The organism is Candidatus Dependentiae bacterium, assembly GCA_035445995.1.
Taxonomy (GTDB): domain Bacteria; phylum Babelota; class Babeliae; order Babelales; family Vermiphilaceae; genus DAOMRS01.
Map to the genome: position 1 here is coordinate 523259 of DAOMRS010000001.1, position 17401 is coordinate 540659.

Consider the following 17401-nt stretch of genomic DNA (forward strand, 5'->3'; position numbering starts at 1 on the left):
TCCTTTTTTATTAGCAAAAAAACTACTCTATTTTACTTAACAAAAGTTTTGATAAAAAATCAATTATTCAATATAAGTCATATGATTAATGTACAAATGTATGCAAGATAAAAGCTTCACCTGATTATCAGTGAGGCTAATCTATTTATTGTAAGTTGATAATTCTATAAAAATTACCCAGACCATTTTGCTCTGCTGAATTTGATTGTGCGGTATTTAGGGTACCACCAGTTCCTCGGATACCATAACCCGCATTCCATTGCAGTCTATTTCCCAAGAATATATTGTCTGTTGCACCGGCAAGTACCAATATACCATCAGCACTATTGTTACCTATGTAACTCTGTTTAATAACGTTATTATCGCCCGATACTTGATACCCGTTTATATTATAGCGCGCATTGCTGAATGATGTCGTAATGCTACTTCCTGCTAACACATATCCTGTACCAGTACCACGTGTACGTTGACTTATACATAAATGCACTAAGCAGTCAGTACCCTCTAGCAAAAATCCAGTATTTGTTGCAGAAGTAGTAGTACAATGTGAAAGCGCAATATCATGTGTATCACTCGCTAAATTTACGCCAACACCATCAGTTAGTTCTATAGTACAATTCATTGCGTCTACCAGATATGCATTAGCTATATGTATACCATCACCACCAACATTATGCATTGTTATATTATCTATAATAACTTCTGTGGTTCCAGCTACTTCTATACCATTACCTAAAATATCTTTAATCGCACCATTTTGAATAGTAACTTCTGCTACCTGCTCTATGCTAATTGCACGGGTACCAACTTGCGTACCTTCAAATGAAAATCCTTGCAAATCAAGGGTAACACCAGTGGTTGTAATAGTAATACCGGTATCTTCAACAAACGTAGTAGTTTCAAAAAAACACCACACACCTGCTTGATCAATAGTTAATCCGCCATCTATATTGGTTTGTGTTATGAGAAAGTCACAATCAATTGCGTGCGTAATACACGGAACGGTTAATATTAAGATAAGTAAAAAAACGCGTTTTATTAGATTCATATCAATCCCTTTTTTAAAAAAGACTATCATATATTACCTAACAAAGTACGTAATAAAAAATCAATGCAAAAAAAAAGAGGAGCTATATGTTGCTGATTTTGTATGTAAGATCAACTTAATCCGCTCATCTTGAGTATCGTGTAGCGATGTATCGAAGGGTTAGAATTACTGCAATCTCGTACCATTCGGTACCTCAACTGCGGGTCTGACTAATTGTGGTTTGCCATCAGCATCATACGCAATCAGCATCATACCTTGCGATTCTGTACCAAGTAGTTTGCGTGGCTTGAGGTTAAAAATAAACACACCTTGTTTGCCAATCAAATCCGTTGGAGCATAATGTTTTTTTATGCCAGCAAGAATTTGGCGCATACCTTTGGGGCCAAAGTTTACTTGAAATTGTAACAATTTGTCAGAATTTGTGACTGATTCGCATTGTTCAATAGTGCCCACCAACAACTCAACTTTGATCACGTCATCAATGGTAATATAATTATTGTCCACTACTGGCTCTTCTTGTTTTTTGATCTCGTCTGTACTCACTGCAGCCTCTATTGGTTTTGCAAATAAGGTAGGAATTTTTTTCAACTGGTATGTAAGCTGCCATGGGTTTTCATCAAGTGCATCGAGCATATTACCATGCAATGTAAAGCTGACGCCAAGGCTATCAAGTAATGCTTCCATTTTGCGCGGCATCACTGACCACAATAACACGGCAATAGCATGCAAGCCATGCGCTGTTGCAGACAAAACTTCCATAAATTGCGTTGGGTTTGATTTAGCAATTTTCCATGGTTCCTGTTCATGAAAATATGCATTCACTATATTAATAAATTTCCATATACGACCGAGTGCCAAATGGAACATACATTCCTGCATGTATTCTTGGACATCTTCAAGCATATTCCAACATTCATCACGCACTGCAAGCGCTGCCTGTCCCCAAATGGCCGGTGGGGTAAGTGCCATGGTAGCATGCTTTTCTGCAAGACCAACCATGCGGTTAAGGAGGTTGCCCAAATCATTGGCTAAATCAGTCTCAATGGCACGTTCTAATTGTCCGGTGCTGAACTCACCATCTTGATTAACCGGAATATAGCGCGTTAAAAAATAACGCACTGCATCAACCCCATATGTTTCTTGCAATGCAATAGGATCAACCACATTACCAAATGATTTTGACATTTTTTGTTTATTAACTTGAATCCAACCATGCACCAACATATGCTTTGGTAATGGCAAACCGGCTGCCATCAGAAATGCCGGCCAATAAACCGCATGGAATCGCACAATATCTTTACCTAAAATTTGGATATCTGCAGGCCACCACTTATTGAATTCTGCTGCTCTGTGTGGGTCGCCATAGCCAATACCGGTAATATAATTGCTCAACGCATCAAGCCATACATACACGCGATGCTCAACATCATCTGGAAATGGAATACCCCATTTGACCGTAGTGCGTGAAATACTCAAATCTTTGAGCCCTGATTCAACAAAACTGATAACTTCATGTAAACGTTCTTTGGGAATCACAAACGTTGGATTGTCTTTATAGAGTTGTAATAATTTATCTTGGTACGCAGATAGTTTGAAAAAATAAGTCTCTTCTGAGACCATTTCAGTTTCACGGCCACATGACGGGCATAGTGGCTTTTCTGTCTTGTCTTCAAATGATTTTGCGGTAACAAATGTTTCACACGGGGTGCAATACCAACCGGTATACGAATCTTTATAAATATCACCCGATGCCAATAATGTCTTGATTAATGCATAGACACCTTGCATATGCGCTTTATCAGTGGTGCGAATAAACTTTGAGTAATCAATCTCATACGTATGCCAAGTAGAAGTATATGCCGGAATAAAACTATCTACAAATTCTTGCGGTTTTTTGCCTGCAACTTCTGCTGCACGTGCTACCTTTTGACCATATTCATCGGTTCCGGTCAGAAAAAAAACGTCTTTGCCTGCTAGCTTGTTCCAACGAGCAAGGACATCTGCAAGGAGCGTGGAGTACAAAGAGCCAAGATGAGGTTTGGCAGTTACATAATAAATGGGAGTAGTCACATAGAATTTGTTTTTAGACATATGATTATTCAGCATAAAATGAAGGTTAGATAATTTATCTTTAAATATTAGTATATATAAAAAATATGATTAACAAAAATGTAAAAACAGACTCTTTATTTTTTTGATTTTGTTTTTTGTTTTTGAAAGTTTGCCCTATGCGGGCAGCACCAAATCTTTTGCTTGTACAAAAGATCTGGACTAAAATACACCAACATGCTGTTGGATTGCCTAATTCTCACACAATTCTGCTGACTCATCCGCTAAAGCGGCTTCGCATCAAGGTGCTCGGATAGAAGACTTTTCATTTTATAAAATACAAAATCCGGTAGCGCATCGGTAGACCTCGGCCGACAAGGCCAGAGGGTCGTGTCCTATGCGCGGAAAAAGGATCAAACAGGCTGTTTGTGTCTTTTGGTCAAGGTATTTTGGACAAGCAAAATACCTTGCTCCGCGCGAGTAGCGCAAACTTACAATTATAAAAAAACACAAGCAAAATTAAAAATGCCAGTCTGCATAAAGACAAAAAAAAGAGCCACTCTTTTAATGTAGTGGCTCGACAAAAAACTAAATACCAAATTAATGTTACGGTGCTGGGCACGTCTCTTGGTTTCCACGCAACTCAGATACGATTGTTTTTAACCAACTAATAACGCTCGCACAAATTTCATTAATTTCACCTACGGTAATACATTCTGCGCCGGTCACTGTTGCAATTGTTTCATCCAAGCAGTTACCGATTATATCATTCGTATTGCATACTTTTTCTTTGATAATACATACACATCGACGAATTTCATCAAGGTCAGCTGATACATACGGTACGGGTGCTGCTGGATCGCCAAGTCCTTGTCCATCCGGCCGCGCTGCACGTTCCGCTGATGAACGTGGACCGCGTGTTTCTAAATCTTTTTCTACCCGCTCCCAAGAATCAACTAATTTTTGGGCATCTTCTTTTGTTAAAGTAATACTGTCTGTGCGTGCAGCTTGCGCAAAAACCATTGTTTGTACGAATAATATACACACATTTGCCAGTATGCGTAGTTTATCAATCGATAGTACTTTCATAAAACCATTTCCCCTTTTTTAAATTTTAGAAGTAAAGCGCTACACCAATATGTGCTTCTGTTTCTTGCATTGCATTGCGGCCACCAACAATTTGTGATGCGCCCACAAACAATTCAAAATAATCAGAACGATTAAACACTTCACCACGAATTTTATTAGTCATGCTATTGGTACGTGTTTCATATAAGGTAAAATCGAGTTCTTGACGTTGTCCCAAACAATCCGTAGTAAACCCACCATTGCAATCAAGATCAGGACATCCCAAACGTACATGATCTTTTTGGCGTGCAAACAACTCATAACTCAATACAACACCTAACTCAGGATTATTCGGATGGAAGAACGTAAAATCAGTATGGAATATCCAATAATTCCATTTTACTTTTGCATTTATTTGCGGTCCTACGTTTCTGATAGTTGCACCTTTAAATGGAGCAGCTCGTTTTTCAGTACGACTGAATACATGGTAAAATGCCCAATCTGATTTGAATGCAAACCATTTACACGGCATCCAACCACCTTCCATACCAATTTTTGCTCTAAAGTGACCATTGTAACCGGTTGATAAGAAATATACATCACCTGAATTTTCTTGTTTTTTACCGGTTGGCCATAGCACACCAGTTATTGCATCTAGGTACCAACTACGCCATCCTTTACCATAGCCAAGATATAAATCAGTTTCTAAATCACCAAGACCAACTACACGATCAGCAGCACACAAATTAATATCGCACTCACGCGCTAAGAATTCAACCGCACCTTCTTGTGTCGGAATACCAGACATATCAACTAATGTTTTTATTTCATTACAAATTGCCTGAGCAGCATTTACCAATTGATCTGGCACATTTGCACCTTGTGAAGCATCATTTTGGCGTGGCACCAACCACAGTTCAGATTGTGCAGCTATATCTTGACCAACACCAGCAAGATAATTGGTATTTTGTTCAAAAAATAATACGGCATTTTCACCACCACCAGAACCATCAGCAGCAAGTGCACCAGAAACTTGTGATGCAAGCTTACGATATGGAATTGATGGCGCAGTGCCATCTAGACGGCGTTGTACATACGCAGGTGGTTGTTCTTCTGCAACATTGGGACTAGCAAAACTCAATCGGTGAGTACCAATATATGTTTGTTGGTCATTACCATTACCGTATTGCAAAAACGGTACCGGTACTTGTTGACCATCTTGATCTTGATAATTCCAGAGCAATGAACTTAAAAAATCCAGACGATAGGTACATTCAGTTTGATCTGGATCACCATCTAAATCTTGATTTAATGGATGCATGCGACACACATCTTCTAATGTTTCTTCAAACTCTCCCGGACATACCGGACATGGTTTGACTTCCACAACCACAAACGGCAAACTGCAGCGCGTACCACAATACCATGCATTGTTTTTACCAAACCAACGACGTGCATCTACACCAAACATGGCACCTGCTTCTGAAAATTTCAGATTGGGTGTAATTTTTGACCATGCAAGTGCAGTAGTTGTTTGAGCCAACAATGCCGGACTTATGGTACTATTGGCAAATGATTGCGCAGCAACAAAAGATGTTGTTGCTTGATCAATACCAAAAAATAATTGGCTTAATCCAGTTGTATGTCTGGTATTGTTATTTTTGGGTTCACCATCACAATCAAGTTTATCATCAAAAAATGCTCTATCAGCTGCACGGTAATATGCCCCCGTCCATACATAGGTTTCCCATATACCATCACTGAAGCACATTCTTGGCTTACAACAATCCTCATTGTATAGCGTACGATTTTTCATACTCAATCCGCGTTCGGTAGGTTCTGCGTCTTGATTGACTACATCATACCAATACGCATCACGTACTGGTTGGAGTCTATAATGGATAGGGCCATCACGTAACGGCTGTGGAGACCTAAATTCAAAGACGGCCTGTACTATGCCACAGCCAAGCATACCCAGAAGCGCTCCCATGCGTATAGCTGACTTGTTCATTGCTCTCCTTTTTGTTTCATCACTTCTTTTTTTTATAAACATTGTCTCGAAAATACTATCCTTTTTTTAAAATAGGAGGCAGGTCAGTATCCGTGACCTGCCATATTATTTTTATGCTGGAATAACCGATGCAAAGGTACTTTCTTCCGGCGTACTTGTATTGGCTACTCTGATATAACCAGCACCCAAGTCAATTGCTCGTTGACGTTTTGATTCTTGCGTCCCCGGACCAAAGAAATCGAATGCATCAAAACGCACAATAATATCACCAAGTATATATCCGGTACGAATGCCGGTATGGCCATCCCTGAATGCTTGTACACCTATTGCAAAATTAGCTTTATCAGTACTACGGTTTACTGCTTGCATATCTAACGTTTTAATCGCACTAAAGAGATCATCACCACTTACAGAAACTGCTTCCGGCGTATCGGCAAGCAATGGACGTGATGCCAAAATACCAGTACGTACACGGCCAGATGTATTGTCTGTATCAAGCACAACTGGATTAACTGGTACACCCGGTGTGATACGTACGATGTTTCCACCACCATGCACTGCTTCATTAAGTGCACGGAATTCTTGTTCCGTATCGGCAGAACCATACAAGAAACTAAATACGGTATTACTATCATCACCTATTGCCATAAGCGCAGCTTCTACATCATCACCAGAATAGATGCGATCATGAGCAAAAAGGCCAGCAAGCACATTAATTGTTACGCTTTCTACATTAAATGTAGTATCAATTTCCCAACTGTTTGGCACACTGCCAGCATTCTTCTGTACAATACCGGTTGCCAACCCAAAGAAACCACCTTTTCTGATACGGAAAATTGCATCACTACCAGCCATAGTTAAGTTAAATCTCACGGCATGACCATCATGATCTTCAGTATTTCCAACTTGGAATGCACCTGCTTCTTCTTCACAATCAGTACCAATAATAAATTGTGCACTATCACCAACACTGATAGTCAAATCAGTTGTTGGAATTTCACAGGTGTCTGTTCCATTAAACTCAAACAATGTTTCTACACCAACAAACGAATCTTCTTGTACAAAGAAACATGAACAGTCAGTCAAGGAAATAGTACCGGTACCAATAAGTGATACACGGAAATCATCAGTAGAAGCAAGACTTGTTGCATCTTCAAACGCGCTAAATATCAGATCATATTTTTGTGTGAGCATGCATGCTTCATCGGCAAATACTAATTCCACGCCATCCATCAACACGCGTGCACCTGATTCAAGAATGACTTGTACATTACCTTCTATTTGTACACGATCACCCGATTGGAATGAACGTAAATCTAAGGTACCTGTGCTCGTTACATATATATTATGTGTGCGGTCTGAAGTAATGTGTAGAATACCTTCATCAGCTCCGGTATTAAAGTCAGGACCACGCAAAATGCTACATACGTTATTAATAATCATGTCTTCATTGAGCACCACTTTGCCATCACCGTTTGCAATGATAGTTACCCCATTAACACCAAGTACAAATGATGCACACAGTGAATCAACATTGCGATGTGCAGAACCAAGACCAACTACGCCATCATCTTCTACAATAACTACTGCTGTTGGCGCAACAGCAGATTTATTGCTTAGTAAGAATACAAGTTCTTCAACAATACCACCGCTCACAATTTTGATATTAGCCGGATCACCCAAGCGAGAGTCCTTGATTTGCAATTGTTGTACCGTACCTGCAATTACCGGCATACCATTCACATTTTCTTGTGTTACTGCAGGGCACGTGCAACTGTTTACATTATCAACCAAATATGGACAGAAAATATCATAATCCTTCACAACAGCAATCCAATATAAGGTGTAATCAGATAGGCATTGACCTGCCGGAATAATAATGCTGTCTGAGTTAAGATTCCAATTAGAAATACCAATACCAGGCTCAAAAAGTACTTGATTTTTTGGTAGATTAACTATGCCATTTAAGCTCTTGGTTACCATGGCACCAATACTTGCTTGATACCCATTGGTAATATCAATAGTACCATTCAAATCAACAAATATACCGCCTTCTCCGGTTACACCACTGTATTCAGGTCTGCCAGCCAAACCACCTTGTGTATCTAGTGAGAAGTAGTTACCACTAATACTCAACTGCGGAAGCGTATCAAAATCAAAGCCGGTGCTGTTTGCTTGTGTACCAATAGATATGTTGCTTGCAAAACCTAAGAAAATAGTTTGGATTGAATATTGTCCATTAATATTTTCTGCCGGATTAATTTGATTATTAACTAACGTATTATTTGCGCTCACATCAAGAAGTAACAAATGGTCCAAAGTATCTGCATCGCTATTGCTACAATTTGTATCTTGTATTACATCCAAGTGCGCATCGCGTGAAATAATTGAACAACCGTTACAGGCAAATGAACCCGGTTGTGTACCCAAAATCATAAAGCGCCCTGTACCAGAATCTACCCGTTTACCATTGTAGAAGAAGGTAAAGTGACTCTCATTATCTATGCAATCAGTATCCGGATCAAATGATGCATGACTATTTGGTACCAATAAATCAACACCAGTAACACCAACATTGGTATGTACTAAGAAATATGAATTGTTGAATGCAATTTTTGGTCGTGCAACATCTGTTTTAAGCGTAAACGTTTCACCACCAATATATGTTGGTTCTGATTGTACGCTATTATTTTCATATACGTTGTGAATTTGATCGGTATGATCTAATGCCATATTAGCCAAATTCAGACGATTGTTTACCAACATTGCTGCTTTATTATATTGAATCAATTCGCCATTCGTATCTGTTGCAAAGGTACGAATTGGGAAAATTGTTTGCGTACCGTTCCAGAACAACGGACCACCAAATGGATTCACCATAAGAGAAAGTATTTCAATCTTACTACGCAATTGACTACCACTGTTACTACCAGTGACATTTAATTGACCTTCAATGTCAAATACTACTAACCCTGCACCACACGATTCACTCAATGGATCAATTGCAAATGGAATACCCTCGTAGTCTTCTACAAAACCAAGACAATTTACACCGGAACGTAGATACAATCCGGAATTGATACCAAAGTTCATTGCTGCAGGTAATGCATTTGGGAAGTTGGAACCATCAATAATAAGTGCAGAGCCATTACGTGCTTTGAGCAATCCATCAACACCAACACCACAGCTACAATCACAATCACATGCAGAATCGCAATCTGCATCCTGATTAGGGATTGCCGTCACCGTTGGGCACATATCTGTTTGCGTACCGATATAATCAACAAATGCATCATCCCCAATATTCATTTGGCCATTGGCTCCTAGAATAAAGCCCCATTGCACGCCAGGGAACGTACCATTGTAGTTCACGGTATCAGTACGAGTAAACTCGTTACAGAATGGATCGACAAGTAACGCAGGGAACGTTGCGTTTTCATTAATAATTTGTAGTCCCGCTTGCCCCGCTGTATTGACTACTTCAAACGTTGCAAGCCCAGCACCCAAAATGGTACGATCAACTAAAATATTTTCATAAATGCCACCGCCACAACTTACCTCGATAAATGTACGTGGCGAAATAATTACCGCACCACTATCTTCTACCGTCAATACCATGCGACCAGCTCTATTTGTTGCATTTGATGGATTAAATTGAATACGACCAAATCCACCATCTGGATCAGGGAATGCTTCATTGTCTATGTAACTTAATACAGAATTTTTACCAACAGTAATACCAACGTTTAAATCTTGCTCGCCTACCGATTCCGTTGTATCACGTAAAAATGCCAAGGTACCACCGGGCGTATCATCTAGTTCAAGCCAAACTTCAGTTGGCCCTGAATCAACGTCAGACGTGAATGATACTGTGTTGCCACCTTTGATGCGAAATTCTACGGTAAAATCACTACCTTGCGGTTCTATATAGATCAGCAATTTATCTTGCGCAACATCTTTTGAACCTTCAAATCTCAAATCATTATCAACAAAGAATATAACTTTGCGACCACTACTTCCTAAAATAGTAATTTGTGCCTGTTGGTCACCCGGACGTATGACAATTGGCCCATTCATGGTCACGTTAACATCAGTGGTAGTTGCTTGGATAAAAACTTCACAATCAAAGTTATTGTTAAAAACAATATCACCCGAACTATTATCTAATAAAAGATTTTCATTTTCTACCGATGGCGTACTAGTACCAACCCACACTTCATCTGCATATAATACATTAATTGAACTGAGTAACAGAAAAGAAAGCATGAGAATACTATGCTTTACAGAGTGTGTCTTCATACACTTGTCCTTTTTTTTACGCTTTTTTTACTACAAAATACTACTCTTAAAATTAAGCAATCATTACGGTGATCATCTATGTAGAGTCATAATCATTTTGTTATTCTATGTCAATAACTTTAATAAAATAACAAAACTACTACAATTTATATTAAGAAATGATATCAATCCACATTTGATCAAATATTTTTTCTTCAACAACACTGTGATAAAAATCTAAGTTTTTGAACATTTTTTGCGTAGGTATGACAGCCGCTTGTTTGACTCCTTTTAATTTGATGCCAACAATCGGTGAATACAGGTCATATTTATTAAGATATTTTTCTAAGATACGTGGTGTATATAAGTAGTTAAGAAATTCATACACATATTCTTGTTTGTTACTACCACGTGGTATTGCAAAGCTATCTATAATAGCAAAGCCACCTTCTTCAGGAACTCTAAAGACAATTTCAGGATGTAGTTCATTGAGGCGAAGCACATCAGACATCACGGCAATAGACACAGGGACCGTTTCTGATCCAAGTAAATATGAAACACGCATATCAGTATATGCAGCAACCCATTCTTTTTGTTCGCGCAACAGTTTTTTAACTGCCTGCATACAATCTGGATCTCTCAACTTCATAATATCACCACACAAATATTTGGTAGCAATTAAAATTATTTCTCGTCGATCTTCCAGCATCCCAACTTTGTCATGCACTTTATTTTTATCAAATACCAAATTCCATGATACCTCCGGCAAATAGCCGCCATAATAGGTAGTATTAATGCCCAAACCATACACATCCCAAAAATATGGAATAGTATATGTATTATGCGGATCAAAATAATGACCAAGCAATGCCGGATAAAATTGATTAAAAAATGACAGCCGTGATTTGTCCAATTGTGTAAGTAACCCTTCTTTAATCATTAACTTAACAATATGGTCAGAAAGCATAATTAAGTCATAACCAGAACCTTGAGCTGCACGCATTTTAATAAACAATTCTTCATTTGTTTCTATATAATTGATGTTTACCTTAATGCCAGTTTTTTGTTCAAATTCAGTTAAGTACTGTGCATCAATTTCGGTAGGCCATACCAGAATATTGATACTTTTTTCGGGATACCACCTGCGAATAAATGACGGTGCATATAAAAATAAGGCAATACCACTCAAGACTACTATAATCATACATATACGGATAATCCACCGCATGATAGTTCTGTTCATTGTTGTACCATATGTAATTTTTTAGCTTGTACAAATACAACAACGAATATCATCATACTACTAACCATTAATAAGAATGTAGAAAGTACCGCAATCACTGGCGACGCTCCTGTTTTGATCATAGCAAAAATATAAATAGGTAGTGTTTGCGCCGAGGCTCCTGAGCAGAAAAATGAAAATACAAAATCATCAAGTGAAATTACAAATGCCAACAACCCTCCTGATAATAATGCGGGGCGCAATAAAGGAACAATAATAGTTCTAAGCACTTGCTCTCGCGTAGCTCCTAAGTCATAGGCAGCCTCAATGACGCGTCTATCAAGCGAACTAAATTGGGTATATACAATCGGAATAACATATCCCAAACCAAGTAGCGTATGCCCTGCAATCAATGTAGTAAACCCAAATGGTACATTCATAAAATAAAAAAGGCTCAACATACTAACCGCAAGCACTACTTCAGGTATGGCCAAGATACCATAAAAAAACAACTGTGTTTGTGCAAGATATTTACGCTTCATGTATACCACAAATAACATACCTAATGAAACACTCAACGTAGCTGATACTACCGCGACAATAAGAGAATTTTGCAATGCATGCCATATTTCTACTGATTTGAATAAACGTATATACCACTTAATGGTAAAGCCCTTCCATGCAAATGCATAAGGATCTGTATTAAAAGAAAAAAATACGAGCACAAGAATAGGGACATATAAAAAGAAATATAACAAGCTCACTGCAACAGGAAACAATGTTCTACCTATTTTTTTAGTTAAATTCATACGTCTGCCCCTGATGAATCTTCTAAACACCATTTGCCAAGATACCAATATAAAAATGAAGTAATAGATAGAAGGACCATACCGCTTACTAAGGTAAACGCAGATCCAAGACTAATGTCACGCATGACCAAAAAATAATACGAAATCAAATTACCTACCATCATATATTTACCACCACCCACTAAGGTAGGAATAGCAAACTCACCAAAACTAAGCACATACGTAAGCAACACACCGGTACGAATACCCGGCATTGATAATGGTAAAGTAATTCGGGTGAACGTTTGCCACGCAGATGCACCCAAATCAGCAGATGCTTCCAACAACTGAAGATTTAATTTTTCTAAAATAGTATAGAGAGGCAAAATCATAAAGGGTAAGTAACAATAGACCATCACTACAAAAATAGAAAATAAGTTATTGGATAAATATAGCGGATCTTTGATAATACCAATTTTGAGCAATAACGAATTAATTAACCCATTACGCTCTAGTATAAAAAACCAACCATAGACTTGAATTAAAAAATTCGTCCATAGTGGAATCATAAGAAAAAATAAAAACAAGTTTTTCCAGCGACCAGACTTTATCACAATAAAATAGGCAATGGGGTACGCACATAATAAACAAGTGGCCACCGTGCAAAAACTCAATAGTAATGACCGAGTTATGATACGTACATGCACCATATCAAACATATGCACATATTTTTGTAAAGAAATAAATGGATACACGGATGTAGCTACACTTAAGTAACCAAGGATAACAATTGGTACACACAAAAAGGCAATTAACCAAACTAATGCTGGTAATGAAAATAAAAATGGAATTTCTCGTGCAATTGCTGCACGCAATGATTGTTTATTCATCGCTCCAATAACACCACGTTTTCTTTTTGCCAATAAACATACACTTCATCGTCATAATCAATAACGTCTTTTGTAAAATGTTCTTCATTTTGTTCAAAGACATGCACTATCATACCATTGGATAGTTGTACATTGTATTGTGTTGACCGACCGTAATACACCAAAGCGCGTACCACACCCTTCAGATGATTAGAAAAACCTTCTAATGGTTTTTTACTAATGCATATTTTTTCTGGGCGTAAACTCATAAAAACAGTAGATCCGTTTTGTGCCCATGTCATTTCCGGCCGTACAACTACAGATAATTGACCCAGGCCTTCCACCTCAAGATAATCACCGGTTGGCGTACGATGGAGTACCCCTTTAAAGATATTAGTTGTACCCACAAATTGTGCTACGAATGATGAGATAGGAAATTCATAAATTTGACGCGGTGTACCTACTTGCTCAATCTCACCATCAGCATTCATAATGGCCATCTGATCTGCTACCGTTAATGCTTCAAATTGATCATGTGTTACATAGATAAATGTAGTTTTGAGTTCACCCTGCAAATCAATTAACTCAATCAACATGCGTTCGCGCAACTTTAAATCAAGCGCCGCTAACGGCTCGTCTAAAAGCAGCACTTCTGGTTCATTGACAATAGCACGCGCTAAAGCTACTCGTTGCTGTTGGCCACCAGATAATTGGTCTATTGATTTATACATGTGTTTTTCAAGGTGTACTGTTTTTAGAATCTTGGTAACTTTACGCTCAATTTCTTCTGCAGGAACCTTTTTTAGGTGCAAACTATATGCAACATTATCAAATACATTCATGTGAGGAAACAGGGCATAATTTTGAAACACCGTATTAATACGGCGTTCATTCAATGGCACATGCGTTATATCTTCATCACCCATAAAAATATGTCCCTTGTCAGGTTGCTCAAGGCCAGCAATAAGACGCAGTATAGTTGTTTTACCGCTGCCACTTGGCCCCAACAACGCAAAAAACGTACCCTTGGGAATGGTAAGTGAAGTGTTTTCTAAGATAAGTTCACCATGAAACGACTTACTTATATTATCTAGCTTTATGCTTTTCATTTTTTGCATCAACCCTTGCAAACATCATTGGTACAACAACGTCAGATAAAGTACACGGTACCACAACCGCTACAATTAATGAAAGAAATACCATCCCTATATGCGCATACCAGTTAGTAAAGCCATGTCCCACCAAATAAAAGGCTGATGCGAGCGCGCTGACAAAAATATGTACGGCATGAGACGACAAACTATAATCACCCTGTTTTTCATCGCGATTTTTACTCAAAACAAAGCCGGTTACAATACCAACAAATAAAAATGGCAGCACGTTAGCAAGTTCAGAATAAAAGCAGATATGAAAATGCATATGCACCCCCAAAATACGACCTGCTATATACGGGAGCACAGCATCAGACAGCATACAAAAAATAGTTGGTGACACTAGACCAACCAATAATGCCTTAATAAGATTCTTGGAAAAACGTAAATACGTGATAATGGTACCAGTAGCAGCAAACACAATATGCATAAAGTGAAAGCTATGAAACAAAATATGGGCACTTTTTTTGATCATTTTAAGATCAGTATCACCATATGCCGTTACCCCTACTAGACTCAAAATAGCCAATGCAAACGTGACAGAAAAAACCGCGTACGGAAAATGATGCAATAGTTCAGCTGACAGCGATGTATCATGTCCATGTTCGTGATTGTGATGATGATCCATAATTACCCCATTTCTTTGCTAGTTATATCCCCATAAAACCCCTATATAGTATGCTCTTGTAGCATATACGTCCAAATATAACAGGTATCTACAATAAATAAAGAAAAAAATGGGGAAATTTCCAGGATGTTTTACTCAATAATTCGAAACACACCGCGGTAATCTTTATCCTTAGTAAATCCTTCTGCTTCTATATCTTCTGGGATATATTGAGCCGTACCTTTATGCAGTAGATCAAGAAACTCATCTACCTTGTCTTTGTCGCCACAGGCTACAATCCGTACCTTGTTGTTCATATTCATAATTTGGACCGTACCCTCTATACCAAGATCTTTTGCATTTTTTTGGACAAAATCCTGGAGGAATCCTTCAGGAAAATTAGCATTGAAGGTTATCTTCAAACATTTATACATTACTACTCCTTTTTTTATTGCTTCAGGTCAAAAAGTAGCAAAACTATATCACACGTGTCAAAAGTTAGATACGTAATAAATTGAATAATTAATATAATTACTATTTATTGTGCTATAATATATAATCAATCGCACCTTGAATGATGTAGGAAAAACTATGAATAAAGATACAATCCGCCTGCGTTTTGCCCCTGCGCCAACCGGCATGATGCATCTGGGCAATGTCCGTACCGCTCTCATGAACTACCTGTTTGCTCAACAAAAGAATGGCACCTTTATTATTCGTGTTGAAGATACTGATTTTCAACGTAACTTTGATCCGGAAGCTACTCATATAATTCAAGACTTGCAGTGGCTTGGTATCGATTTTAATGAAGGACCTGGTAAAGGCGGTCCACGCGGCCCTTATTTTCAATCCAAGCGAACCGATCTCTATGCTGAAAAACGCGCCGAACTGGAACATAAAGGATTGGCATACCGTTGTTTTTGCACACAAGAGGACCTTGAAAAAAAACGTACTCGCCAACAAGCGCTTAAACAGCCCCCACGTTATGATCGCACATGTACTAAATTAACTGATGATGAAATTGTGCTTTTACTTGAAAAAAAGACCCCTTTTATTTGGCGCTTTAAATTCGATCAAAACACTTCTGTTACTATTGTTGATTTGGCACGCGGCGCAATTACTTTTGATTTGAAAAATTTTTCAGATTTTCCAATCACACGCCAAGATGGCAGTTTTACCTTCTTATTCGCTAATTTTGTTGATGATATGTTAATGGGTATTACGCACGTGTTCAGAGGAGAGGATCACTTGAGCAACACGGCAAGCCAAGCAGCACTGTACCATGCATTCAACGCACCATTACCCGTATTTTGGCACATGCCTATTTTGTGTAATATTGATGGTAAAAAATTATCAAAGCGCGATTTTGGATTTTCATTACGTGATTTGAAAGATGCGGGATTTGTACCTGAGGCTATAGTTAATTATTTGGCTATTATTGGGGGTTCATTTAAAGAAGAAATTATGTCACTCAAAGAGCTTGCCCAAACATTTGATTTTGAACATATACATGCAACTGGCCAAATTAAGTATGATGTAGAAAAACTCAAATGGATGAATCATAAGTGGATTGCACAATATACACCGGAGCAACTGTCTCTTGCATGCAAACCGTATTTATATGCAGCATATCCACAAGCACAACAACTAGACGATGCTACATTAACAACTATCTTAAACATTATTAGAACTGATTTAGTAACCTTAGCAGACTGCGTCCCAGCTTTGCGGTTTTATTTCGAGCCACCGGTGCTTACACTAAAATTATTTACTCGAGTACATAAAGAAAATGTACAACCTCATGCTGAAATTATACGCTTACACATAGCAGATATTAAAGATCATGATCTCTTAATAAATAATATTAAGATGTCGGCAAAAAAACAAAATATTCCGCTTAAAGAAATCTTCTGGTTCATACGTTTAGCTTTAATGGGTAAAGCAAATGGGCCATCGATTCACGATTTATTGGCCATGCTGGGCACGGATGAGGCAAAACAACGATTAGAAAAGGCACTACAACTGTTCCAATGAATGCATGAGTCTATTTGGTAACTTCTTCAAATCAGAAATATACCCCTCTTGCTCAAGATACGTCATTACTTGGAGAAAATATTGCTCTACTGCCGGTGAAACAAAAAATTCAAAAATGCTGTTCTCCACATCAACCGTGCGGTCAAACATCATATGCTCAAAACTTTTAAGAATACCAACCACAAACCAACCGGTCTCTTTTTTTACGTGCGCTTGATAATACGAACAATACATATGCCCCCAGGCCATCTTGTGTAAAACATCATATTATGAGAA

General features: G+C 38.2%; 13 protein-coding genes. 1 reads left to right on the forward strand and 12 read right to left on the reverse strand.

Going from position 1 to position 17401, the window contains the following annotated elements; genetic code table 11:
• Nucleotides 1-145 precede the first annotated feature (145 nt).
• The 11 genes from PK943_02485 to PK943_02535 form a co-directional block, all read right to left on the reverse strand.
• Complete coding sequence (locus PK943_02485; GenBank protein ID HRN78079.1) at nucleotides 146-1048, reverse strand: right-handed parallel beta-helix repeat-containing protein; 903 nt, start codon at nucleotides 1046-1048, stop codon at nucleotides 146-148.
• 165 nt (nucleotides 1049-1213) lie between these two features.
• Nucleotides 1214-3154 (reverse strand): methionine--tRNA ligase, encoded by a 1941-nt coding sequence (metG, locus tag PK943_02490; GenBank protein ID HRN78080.1) that lies wholly within the window; start codon nucleotides 3152-3154, stop codon nucleotides 1214-1216.
• A 549-nt stretch (nucleotides 3155-3703) separates the two neighbouring features.
• Entirely contained in the window at nucleotides 3704-4186 is a 483-nt protein-coding gene (locus PK943_02495; protein ID HRN78081.1) for a hypothetical protein, read from the reverse strand.
• A 25-nt stretch (nucleotides 4187-4211) separates the two neighbouring features.
• Complete coding sequence (locus tag PK943_02500) at nucleotides 4212-6176, reverse strand: hypothetical protein (protein HRN78082.1); 1965 nt, start codon at nucleotides 6174-6176, stop codon at nucleotides 4212-4214.
• Between the two features lie 111 nt (nucleotides 6177-6287).
• Entirely contained in the window at nucleotides 6288-10475 is a 4188-nt protein-coding gene (locus PK943_02505) for a hypothetical protein (GenBank protein HRN78083.1), read from the reverse strand.
• A gap of 151 nt (nucleotides 10476-10626) precedes the next feature.
• Nucleotides 10627-11697, reverse strand: coding sequence for a spermidine/putrescine ABC transporter substrate-binding protein (locus PK943_02510; protein ID HRN78084.1), 1071 nt, complete (start codon nucleotides 11695-11697; stop codon nucleotides 10627-10629).
• The gene (locus PK943_02515) at nucleotides 11694-12485 is read right to left on the reverse strand and encodes an ABC transporter permease (protein HRN78085.1); all 792 of its coding nucleotides are present in this window, start codon (nucleotides 12483-12485) and stop codon (nucleotides 11694-11696) included. Before PK943_02515 ends, PK943_02510 begins: the two co-directional genes overlap by 4 nt.
• Nucleotides 12482-13354 carry an ABC transporter permease gene (locus PK943_02520; protein ID HRN78086.1) on the reverse strand — a complete coding sequence of 291 codons (873 nt, stop codon included), beginning with the start codon at nucleotides 13352-13354 and terminating at the stop codon, nucleotides 12482-12484. The genes PK943_02515 and PK943_02520 overlap by 4 nt, the downstream gene beginning before the upstream one ends.
• Complete coding sequence (locus tag PK943_02525) at nucleotides 13351-14442, reverse strand: ABC transporter ATP-binding protein (protein HRN78087.1); 1092 nt, start codon at nucleotides 14440-14442, stop codon at nucleotides 13351-13353. The genes PK943_02520 and PK943_02525 overlap by 4 nt, the downstream gene beginning before the upstream one ends.
• Nucleotides 14420-15112 carry a hypothetical protein gene (locus PK943_02530; GenBank protein ID HRN78088.1) on the reverse strand — a complete coding sequence of 231 codons (693 nt, stop codon included), beginning with the start codon at nucleotides 15110-15112 and terminating at the stop codon, nucleotides 14420-14422. Before PK943_02530 ends, PK943_02525 begins: the two co-directional genes overlap by 23 nt.
• 131 nt (nucleotides 15113-15243) lie before the next feature.
• The gene (locus PK943_02535) at nucleotides 15244-15525 is read right to left on the reverse strand and encodes an acylphosphatase (protein HRN78089.1); all 282 of its coding nucleotides are present in this window, start codon (nucleotides 15523-15525) and stop codon (nucleotides 15244-15246) included.
• 157 nt (nucleotides 15526-15682) lie between these two features.
• Here PK943_02535 and gltX point away from each other — a divergent pair, with 157 nt between their 5' ends.
• The gene (gene gltX / locus PK943_02540) at nucleotides 15683-17125 is read left to right on the forward strand and encodes a glutamate--tRNA ligase (GenBank protein HRN78090.1); all 1443 of its coding nucleotides are present in this window, start codon (nucleotides 15683-15685) and stop codon (nucleotides 17123-17125) included.
• Here gltX and PK943_02545 read toward each other — a convergent pair.
• Entirely contained in the window at nucleotides 17108-17359 is a 252-nt protein-coding gene (locus PK943_02545) for a hypothetical protein (GenBank protein ID HRN78091.1), read from the reverse strand. The two genes, gltX and PK943_02545, sit on opposite strands and share 18 nt — an antisense overlap.
• Between the last annotated feature and the right edge of the window lie 42 nt (nucleotides 17360-17401).

What these genes read in the sequence shown, in the direction of transcription:
- PK943_02520 (HRN78086.1), bottom strand. Translation starts at nt 13,354, where the DNA reads ATGAATAAACAATCATTGCGTGCAGCAATTGCACGAGAAATTCCATTT.
- PK943_02515 (HRN78085.1), bottom strand. Translation starts at nt 12,485, where the DNA reads ATGAATTTAACTAAAAAAATAGGTAGAACATTGTTTCCTGTTGCAGTG.
- PK943_02545 (HRN78091.1), bottom strand. Translation starts at nt 17,359, where the DNA reads ATGTATTGTTCGTATTATCAAGCGCACGTAAAAAAAGAGACCGGTTGG.
- PK943_02510 (HRN78084.1), bottom strand. Translation starts at nt 11,697, where the DNA reads ATGAACAGAACTATCATGCGGTGGATTATCCGTATATGTATGATTATA.
- PK943_02530 (HRN78088.1), bottom strand. Translation starts at nt 15,112, where the DNA reads ATGGATCATCATCACAATCACGAACATGGACATGATACATCGCTGTCA.
- PK943_02525 (HRN78087.1), bottom strand. Translation starts at nt 14,442, where the DNA reads ATGAAAAGCATAAAGCTAGATAATATAAGTAAGTCGTTTCATGGTGAA.
- gltX (HRN78090.1), top strand. Translation starts at nt 15,683, where the DNA reads ATGAATAAAGATACAATCCGCCTGCGTTTTGCCCCTGCGCCAACCGGC.
- PK943_02485 (HRN78079.1), bottom strand. Translation starts at nt 1,048, where the DNA reads ATGAATCTAATAAAACGCGTTTTTTTACTTATCTTAATATTAACCGTT.
- PK943_02535 (HRN78089.1), bottom strand. Translation starts at nt 15,525, where the DNA reads ATGTATAAATGTTTGAAGATAACCTTCAATGCTAATTTTCCTGAAGGA.
- metG (HRN78080.1), bottom strand. Translation starts at nt 3,154, where the DNA reads ATGCTGAATAATCATATGTCTAAAAACAAATTCTATGTGACTACTCCC.
- PK943_02505 (HRN78083.1), bottom strand. Translation starts at nt 10,475, where the DNA reads ATGAAGACACACTCTGTAAAGCATAGTATTCTCATGCTTTCTTTTCTG.
- PK943_02500 (HRN78082.1), bottom strand. Translation starts at nt 6,176, where the DNA reads ATGAACAAGTCAGCTATACGCATGGGAGCGCTTCTGGGTATGCTTGGC.
- PK943_02495 (HRN78081.1), bottom strand. Translation starts at nt 4,186, where the DNA reads ATGAAAGTACTATCGATTGATAAACTACGCATACTGGCAAATGTGTGT.